The 7,944-nt window shown below is 70.5% G+C and carries 7 protein-coding genes; 1 reads left to right on the plus strand and 6 read right to left on the minus strand.

Translation table 11 applies throughout. The features are described from left to right. The 5 genes from VMR86_06425 to VMR86_06445 all read right to left on the minus strand — a co-directional run. On the minus strand, window positions 1-574 hold a 574-nt coding region (locus VMR86_06425), incomplete at its 3' end, for an FtsW/RodA/SpoVE family cell cycle protein (protein ID HTO06677.1). After that, window positions 555-2,423 carry a penicillin-binding protein 2 gene (mrdA, locus tag VMR86_06430; GenBank protein HTO06678.1) on the minus strand — a complete coding sequence of 623 codons (1,869 nt, stop codon included), beginning with the start codon at window positions 2,421-2,423 and terminating at the stop codon, window positions 555-557. The genes VMR86_06425 and mrdA, both read right to left, overlap by 20 nt. Then, entirely contained in the window at window positions 2,420-2,956 is a 537-nt protein-coding gene (gene mreD, locus VMR86_06435; GenBank protein HTO06679.1) for a rod shape-determining protein MreD, read from the minus strand. The genes mrdA and mreD overlap by 4 nt, the downstream gene beginning before the upstream one ends. Next, window positions 2,953-4,020, minus strand: a complete 1,068-nt coding sequence (gene mreC / locus VMR86_06440) for a rod shape-determining protein MreC (GenBank protein ID HTO06680.1) — start codon at window positions 4,018-4,020, stop codon at window positions 2,953-2,955. Before mreC ends, mreD begins: the two co-directional genes overlap by 4 nt. A 25-nt stretch (window positions 4,021-4,045) precedes the next feature. After that, complete coding sequence (locus VMR86_06445; protein ID HTO06681.1) at window positions 4,046-5,080, minus strand: rod shape-determining protein; 1,035 nt, start codon at window positions 5,078-5,080, stop codon at window positions 4,046-4,048. 191 nt (window positions 5,081-5,271) lie between these two features. Here VMR86_06445 and VMR86_06450 point away from each other — a divergent pair, with 191 nt between their 5' ends. Continuing rightward, window positions 5,272-6,753, plus strand: coding sequence for a SurA N-terminal domain-containing protein (locus VMR86_06450; GenBank protein HTO06682.1), 1,482 nt, complete (start codon window positions 5,272-5,274; stop codon window positions 6,751-6,753). A gap of 9 nt (window positions 6,754-6,762) precedes the next feature. On the opposite strand, the gene VMR86_06455 is transcribed toward VMR86_06450, so the two are convergent. Further along, window positions 6,763-7,737: a thrombospondin type 3 repeat-containing protein gene (locus tag VMR86_06455; GenBank protein ID HTO06683.1), complete on the minus strand. Its 975-nt coding sequence runs from the start codon at window positions 7,735-7,737 to the stop codon at window positions 6,763-6,765. Between the last annotated feature and the right edge of the window lie 207 nt (window positions 7,738-7,944).

Raw genomic sequence — 7,944 nt, forward strand, 5'->3', positions numbered from 1 at the left:
CGCCGATCAACAGGATCGAGCTCGTGCGCACGCGAGTCACGATCAGGAAGCTCGCCGACACCACGCACAGCACCAGCGCCGTGCCGAGGTCGGGCTGCTTCACGATCAGCGCCGCCGGAACGGCGACGATCAGCGCGGGAATCACCAGATCGAGCAGGCCCACGGGATGGTTCGCGCTGCGCCGCGCCAGGATGCGCGCGAACAGCACGATCAGGGCGAGCTTCGCCAACTCACTCGGCTGGAGATTCATCGGGCCGAGATCGATCCAGCGCTGTGAGCCGTTCACGATGCGGCCCACGAACAGCACCGCGACCAGGAGCACGATCACGCCGCCGTAGAACGGGAACGCGACGCGCTCGAGCGTGCGGTAGTCGAGCAAGAGCGTCGCGAGCAGGAGCAACAGCCCCAGGCCCATCCACACCAGCTGCCGCCAGGCGGTCTCGGGAATGAGTCCCGTGCCGCGCTCGGGCGAGGCCGAGATCAGGTTCACGATCCCGATCAGCGCGATCGCGAGGCCCATCACGAAGATCGGCCACTCGAAGTTCTGGATCAGTCTACGGTCGATTCCCGGCATACAAATCCGCCTCGCCTTCGAGGAACCGAGTCACCACGTCGCGCGCGATCGGCGCGGCGGCGCTGCCGCCGTGTCCGCCGTGCTCCACCAGCACCGAGACCACCAGCCGCGGCGAGTCCGCGGGCACGAAGGTCACGAACCACGCGTGGTCGCGGTCCTCGTGCTCCACGTCCTCCTCGTCGGGCCGCGCGCCTGCGGGCAAGCCCACGACCTGCGCGGTGCCCGTCTTGCCGCCGGCGATCACGCCGCCCGGCAGGTTCTTCATGACCGCGCCGGTCCCGTGCGGCTCCTGCACCACCCCGACCAGCCCCGCGCGCACGGTGGCGAGCGTCTGCGGCGAGATCGCGAGCTCGCCGATCACCTCGGGCTCGATCTCCTTCACGATCCGCCCGTCGGGCTCCTCGATGCGCTTGAGCACGTGCGGCCGGTAGCGCACGCCCCCGTTCACGATCGCGGCGTAGGCCGAGGCGAGCTGGAGCGGCGTCCACAGGTTCATGCCCTGCCCGATCGAGAGTGACACGGTGTCTCCCTCGACCCAGGGCGTGCGGTCGCGGCGCTCCTTCCACTCCTGCGTCGGGACCAGGCCCGTCATCTCGCCCGAGAGATCGATGCCGGTGCGCGCGCCCAGCCCGAGCTGGCGCGCGTAGTAGGCCAGCCGGTCCACGCCCAGATCGACGCCGAGCTTGTAGAAGAACACGTCGCACGACTGGACGATCGCGGTGTGCAGGTCGACCACGCCGTGGCCACCGGGGCGCCAGCAGCGGTAGGTGCGGCGGCCGAGCCGGAACGAGCCGCCGCAAGTCACTTCGCTGTGCGGGCCCACGAGCTTCTCCTCGAGGCCCGCGATGGCAGTCACGACCTTGTAGGTCGAGCCGGGCGGATACTGGCCCTGCAGCGCGCGGTTCATGAGCGGGCGGAACGGGTCGGAGGTGAGCTCGCGCCAGCGCTCGGGGTCGATGCCGATCGCGAACTCGTTGGGGTCGAAGGCCGGGTGACTCACCAGCGCCAGCACCTCGCCGGTGCGCGGGTCGAGCGCGACCACCGCGCCCGACTTGTGGTCCATGCGGGTGAGCGCGCTCTCGGCGGCTTCCTGCAGCCGGTGGTCGATGGTGAGCACCACGTTGCGGCCCGGCTCGGGCTCGACCGAGGACAAGAGCTGGAGCTCGCGGCCGTGCGCGTCGACCAGGAGGTTGCGGCCGCCCGGGCGGCCGCGCAGGTCGGTGTCGAGCAGCTTCTCGATCCCGCCCACGCCCACGATGTCGCCGCGCCGGTAGGCCTGGAACTCCTTCCGGCCCAGCTGGTCCGGGCCGATCTCGCCCAGCCAGCCCACCAGGTGCGCCGCGCTGTCGCCGAAGCGGTAGCCGCGCACGGGAGTCACTTGTGTGAGCACGCCGCCCAGCGCCCAGAGCCGCGCCTCGACGCGCGCGAGCGCGTCGCGGTCCAGGTCGTGCGCCACGCGCTGCGGCTGGAAGCGCGCGCGCCCGCGCGGCTCGCCGTAGCCGGCGCGCACGGTCTCGAGCTCGCGGCCCGTGAGTCCCGCGATGCGCGAGAGCGTGGTCGGCACGTCTTCGGTCTCGTGCGGCACGACCAGCACGTCGAACGAGGGCCGGGAGCCCACGAGCACCTCGCCGTTGCGGTCGGTGATCACGCCGCGCGGCGCGTCGACGCGCTGCGTGCGCACGCTGTTGCGCTCGGCCGAGATGCGGTAGACGTCGCCCTGGACGACCTGCAGATAGAAGAGCCGGGTCAGGAGCAGCATCCAGACCGCGACCACCAGCACCGCGATCGCGGTGAGTCGGCGCTCGACGGTGGCGTCGGACGGCGAGCCGGTCGCGGTGAGCCGGTTCACGGCCGGGGTCGCGCGCCCTGCGCAGCCAGCACGGGCCAGGAGCCGTCGCGGTCCGCCTCGACGAGCAGACGGCGGAACACGTGCAAGAGCGGCGCGGCGCACAGCGCCGTGGTGATGGCCGCGCCCGGCGCCCGCGCCAGGTGGTCGGCCCAGGCGATCTCGCTGCCCGGCGCGAACATGCGCTGCGCCGCGCCCACGAGCGCGAAGTTCACGAGCGTGTACACGGCCACGTAGCCCGCCCAGGGCGCCGCAGCGCGCAGGTAGAGCGCCCGGTCGAGCAGCCGCGTGGCGGCGCAGGCCGTGCCGCAGGCCAGCGCGAACAGGCCCGGCGGCGAGCCGGAGAGCACGTCCTCGACGAAGCCGGCCCCGAAGGCCAGCACCAGGCCCTGGGCACCACCGCCGCGCAGGCCGAGGGCCAGGGCGTAGACCAGCACGAGGTTGGGCTGGGCCAGGGTCGGCAGCACCAGCCGCGCCACCGTCTGCGCCAGCAGAAGGGCGATCCCGATGCCCACGAGCCGCAGCAGCGAGCTCATTCCGGCGGGTCCGTGATGGGAGCCGGCGCCGGGGCCGCGGGCGTGATGCCGGGGCTCGGGGGCGGCAGCTCGGGCGGCGGGCTGATGGGGGCGGCTGCGGGCGGTGCCGCGGGCTTGTGCGCCTTGGGCTCCGCGGGCTTGGCGGCGGGCTTGGGAGCCACGGCCACGGCCTTGGGCGCCGCGCCCGGCTTCGGCGGCGCCGGCCACAGGCCCTCGTCGGCCGCCGAGAACGACTCCTCGTCGGGGATCTGGCGCTGCTCGAGGATCACGAACACCTCCTCGAGCCGGGTGAAGTCCACGGCGGGCGCGATCTTCGCCGAGAGGAACAGGCCGGAGCTCTTGCGGTCGACGCTGGCCACGCGCCCGAGCACCAGGCCCTTCGGGTAGACCGTGCCCAGGCCCGAGGTGAGCAGCACGTCGCCGGTCTCGAGGCTCTCCTCGCGCAGCACGTACTCGAAGTCGCACTCGTGCCCCGACGTGCCGCGCACCGTGCCGCGCGCGCGCGTGCGCTCGATGTAGGCGTCGACCCGGCTCTGCGGGTCGACCACGAGCAGCACCTTCGAGGCGCCCGGCGTCGTGCCGGACACGAGCCCGACCACGCCCGACTCGGTGATCACGGGCATGCCCGGCCGGATGCCCGCGGCCGCGCCCTGGTCGATGATGAGTGACTGGAACCAGTTCGAGAGGTCCTGGTGGATGACGTTCGCGGGCACCATCGGGACCTCGCGCTGCGCGCGGAAGCCCGAGAGCTTCTGGAAGCGCTCCGACGACAGGATCGCCTCGCGGTACTGGTGGTTCTCCTCCTCGGCGCGCGCCAGACGGCCGCGCAGGCGCTCGTTCTCCTCGCGCACGCCCACCAGCGACACGTAGTCGCCCCATACGTCGCGCAGCTCCCAGAGCGGCAGGGTGACCATGCGCTCGAGCGGCAGCGTCAGGTTGAGCACCAGACGCGGCGCGAAGCCCAGCTCGGTCGGGGCCTTCTGGGACGCCATGCCCAACGCGCACAGCGATGCGAGCGCGAAGTAACACAGCGCGAAGCGAAAGCGTCGCAGCAGCTCGCTCAAGTGATTCGGCTTCCCCGCCGGCGCGCTAGGCCTTGTCCGTCACGTCCCGAAGGAGGTCCACCTCGTCGAGGCAGCGCCCGCAGCCCATCACCACCGCGGTGAATGGGTCCTCCGCCAACATAATCGGCAAACCCGTTTCTTCCCGTAGCAGGATGTCGAGGTTTTGCAGCATCGAGCCGCCGCCGGAGAGCACGATGCCTTTGTCGGCAATGTCTGCTGCGAGCTCGGGGGGTGTCCGTTCGAGGGCGATCTTGGCCGCCTCGACGATCGCGTTCACGGGCTCCGTCAGGGCCTCGCGGACGTCTTCGGTGTGGATCTCGAGCGTCTTGGGCACTCCTGCGACGAGGTCGCGGCCCTTGACCACGAGCGAGCGCTGCTCGTCGGACGGGTACGCGGTGCCGATCTCGATCTTGATGCGTTCGGCCGTACGCTCGCCGATCAGCAGGTTGTACTTGCGCTTCACGTAGTTGAGGATCGCCTCGTCCATCTTGTCGCCGCCCACGCGCACGCTGTTCGCGTAGACGATCCCGGACAGCGAGATGATGGCGACCTCGGTCGTGCCGCCGCCGATGTCGATGATCATGTTCCCCGACGGCTCGGTGATCGGGAGCCCGGCACCGATGGCGGCAGCCATCGGCTCCTCGATGAGATAGACCTCGCGCGCGCTGGCCGAGAGCGCGGACTCGCGCACGGCGCGCTTCTCGACCTCGGTGATTCCCGACGGCACGGAGATCACGATGCGCGGGCGAAGGAAGGTCGAGCGGTTGTGCGCCTTCTGGATGAAGTAGCGCAGCATGGCTTCGGCGATCTCGAAGTCGGCGATCACGCCGTCGCGCAGCGGCCGCACGGCGTGGATCGAGCCCGGCGTGCGGCCGAGCATGCTCTTCGCCTCTTTGCCGACCGCGCGCACCTTGTGCTTGTCGGTGTCGACCGCGACCACCGAGGGCTCGTTCGAGATGATTCCGCGACCCTTGGCGTAGACCAGCGTGTTGGCCGTACCCAGGTCGATGGCCAGGTCGTTCGAGAAGATCCCGAGCACGCGGTTGAGCGCCTTGAGCATGGGCGATCTCGCCTCGTGGCGCCTCCGTCCGAGCGGTAGGCGGAGGGCGTAAGTGCGGACAGTATCGCGGTTTTCCGGACCCCCGGGCGCCGCGCCGCGATTCTACGGGTAGACCTTTCGCTGTGCAAGCTTGGGGCTTGTGGACCGCCCCGAGGAAAGGGCAGTCTGCCTGCCCTCACGGGAGATGCGACATGGGACGAGTGGGAATCTGGGTGCGGAACATCGCGCTCTTGGGGGTTTTGGCCACGTTCGTGTTCTTCTTCGGCCCGCAGAGCCGCAATGGCGGCGGCGGGTCACACGCGGCGGGGGCCGTGGCCACCGTGAACGGGGAGGACATTCCCCGCGACGTGTTCGAGTACTTCCGCGAGATGAACCAGGAGACGTTCCGGCAGTACAGCCAGCAGAACGTCGACAACGACAGACTGCGCAAGCTGCTCGACGACCAGACGCGGCAGTCACTCGTGCGCCGCTATCTCATGGCGCAGGAAGCCGAGTCACTCGGGCTGTCCGTGTCCGACGCCACGCTCAAGGACGATTTCCAGAGCAACCCGCTGTTCCAGACCGACGGCAAGTTCGACCGCGAGATCGCCGAGCGCTACCTGAACCGCACCGGGCTCGGCACGCGCGAGTACGCCAACCAGCACCGGCGCGACCTCTTGCTGCGCAACTTCTCGCGCTACGCGGTGTCGCCGCTGCGCGTGTCCGACGCCGAGGTGCGCGACGAGATACTCGACTCCGAGACCAAGATCACGCTGCGCGTCGCGGCCGCGGGCAAGGCGGCCTTCCGGCAGCACGTCAGCGTGACCCCCGACGACGTGAAGGCGCTGCTCGAGAAGGAGCCCGAGCGCGTGAAGGGCGCCTACCAGATGCACGTCGCCGACTACTCGAAGGAGGAGCAGATCCACGCGCGCCACATGCTGTTCACGGGCGACGACGCCGAGGCGCAGGCGCTGAAGGCGCGCGCCCGGCTCGAGGCCGGCGAGAGCTTCGCCGCGGTAGCCAAGGACGTGTCGGCCGACGAGGCGACGCGCGCCGACGGCGGCGACCTGGGCACGTTCCCGCGCGGCCGCATGATGCCGGCCTTCGACGAGGCGGCGTTCGCACTCGAGCCGGGCAAGCCGAGCGGCCCGGTGAAGACCGACCGCGGCGTGCACCTGATCCTGGTCGAGAGTCACGAGCCCGCCAGTCAGACGCCCTTCGAGCAGGTGCAGGACAAGCTCGCGCACGACCTCCTGGTCGAGGACCGCGCGGCCGAAGGCGCGCGCTCCGCCGCGAACCGCGTGCTCGAGAAGGTGCTCGCCGGCGAGCCGCTGGCCCAGGCGGCCGAGGCCGAGAAGCTGCCGGTGGTGGTGACCCCGCCGTTCGGCTTCCGCGACCCGGTGGTGCCCTCGCTCTCGGGCGTGACCGACGTGCGCGAGGCGGCGTTCGCGCTCACGCCGGAGCACCCGGTGCCCAACCGCGTGTTCTCCGACGCGGAGAGCTTCTACGTCGTGGCGCTGCAGACGCGCGATGCGCCGAGCGAGGAGCAGATCGCGGGTGAGATGTCGGCCACGCGCGAGCGCCTGTTGCAGCGCGAGCGCTCACTCACCACGGCGCTGTGGTTCAACGAGCGCACCAAGCAGCTCGAGGCTGCCGGCAAGCTCAAGCAGTACGAGCTCGAGGCCGCGCGCTGAGAGAGCCGCCTAGTTGCAGGTCCCGTTCGCGCCGTTCTGGCAGGGGAGCTGCGCCGAGTTGCCGGTGCAGAGCGCGCACTTCGGACCCGCGGGCAGGTTGACCAGGGCCTTGTAGCGGTTGGTATCGGCCGCGTTGATGTTGGCGGTGTTGTTGGTGTTCTGGCCGAGGTCGAGGTCGAAGATCGCGCAGGGCCGGGTGCCGGCGGTACCGCAGGTATCCGTGGTGCGATCGTGGTTGACCGACGCCTTGTACTGGGCGGTATCGCCTGCGTTCACGTTGCCGCCCGAGTTGTTGAAGTCCCCGTCGCACACGTTGCCGAAGCCGTCGTGGTCGTCGTCGCGCTGACCGCCCGACAGGGTGGCCCATGGGTTCGCCGCCAGGAAGGCGATCGCGCCGCCGGGCACGCGCGGGTTGGGCGCGTTCACGCAGTTGTCGCACAGGTCGCCCACGCCGTCGGAGTCGGCGTCGGCCTGATTCGGGTTGGCGACCGTGGGGCAGTTGTCGGTGGCGTCGGGCACGCCATCGCCGTCGGCGTCGGTCGAGGTGGTGCCGAGCGTCGCGCCCGTGGGCACCGTGGCCGCGGCCAGCGCGGCGGTCACGTAGAGATTGCCGTTCACGGTCACCGTGCCGGCGGCGCTCGCAGCCACCGTGAGCGTGCCGATGCGGTGCGCGCCGAGCTCACCGTTGATGGGATTGCCGCCGTTCGCGCGCAGCACGTTGCCGGAGATCGCCGCCACGATGTCGGAGCCGGCGCCTGCGTCGGCGACGAAGTTCTGCAGCACCACACCGCCCGTGGCGCCCACGTAGATGTCCCACCCGCACACGTCGTCGCCGGTGCCGCTGAGACACACAGTGGCGGGCGTCGAGGCGTTGGTGCCGGTGGCGTAGAAGAGATTGAGGGTCACTGCCGAGCCGCCGACCGGGATCTGCACCGGGGGCGCCCCCGCCGTGCCCACGTTGTTCGGGTCCTGGAAGACAGTCACTGCGGCGTGCAGGCCGCGCGCAGGTAGCAGCGCAACCAGTACCGCACACGCTAGACCCTTGAACCGCATGACCTCTCCTTGAGTGACCAGACGACGCAGCGCGGGAGATCTCAACACGGTCTCTCACGCGCGGTCAAGAGAAGGTTTTCTAAGCTACGGAGACTGCAGACATAGAGTGCACATATTGCGAGGGGCGGTGTCGCTGCT

The sequence above is a fragment of the Myxococcota bacterium genome (genome assembly GCA_035498015.1).
Taxonomy (GTDB): Bacteria; Myxococcota_A; UBA9160; order SZUA-336; family SZUA-336; genus VGRW01.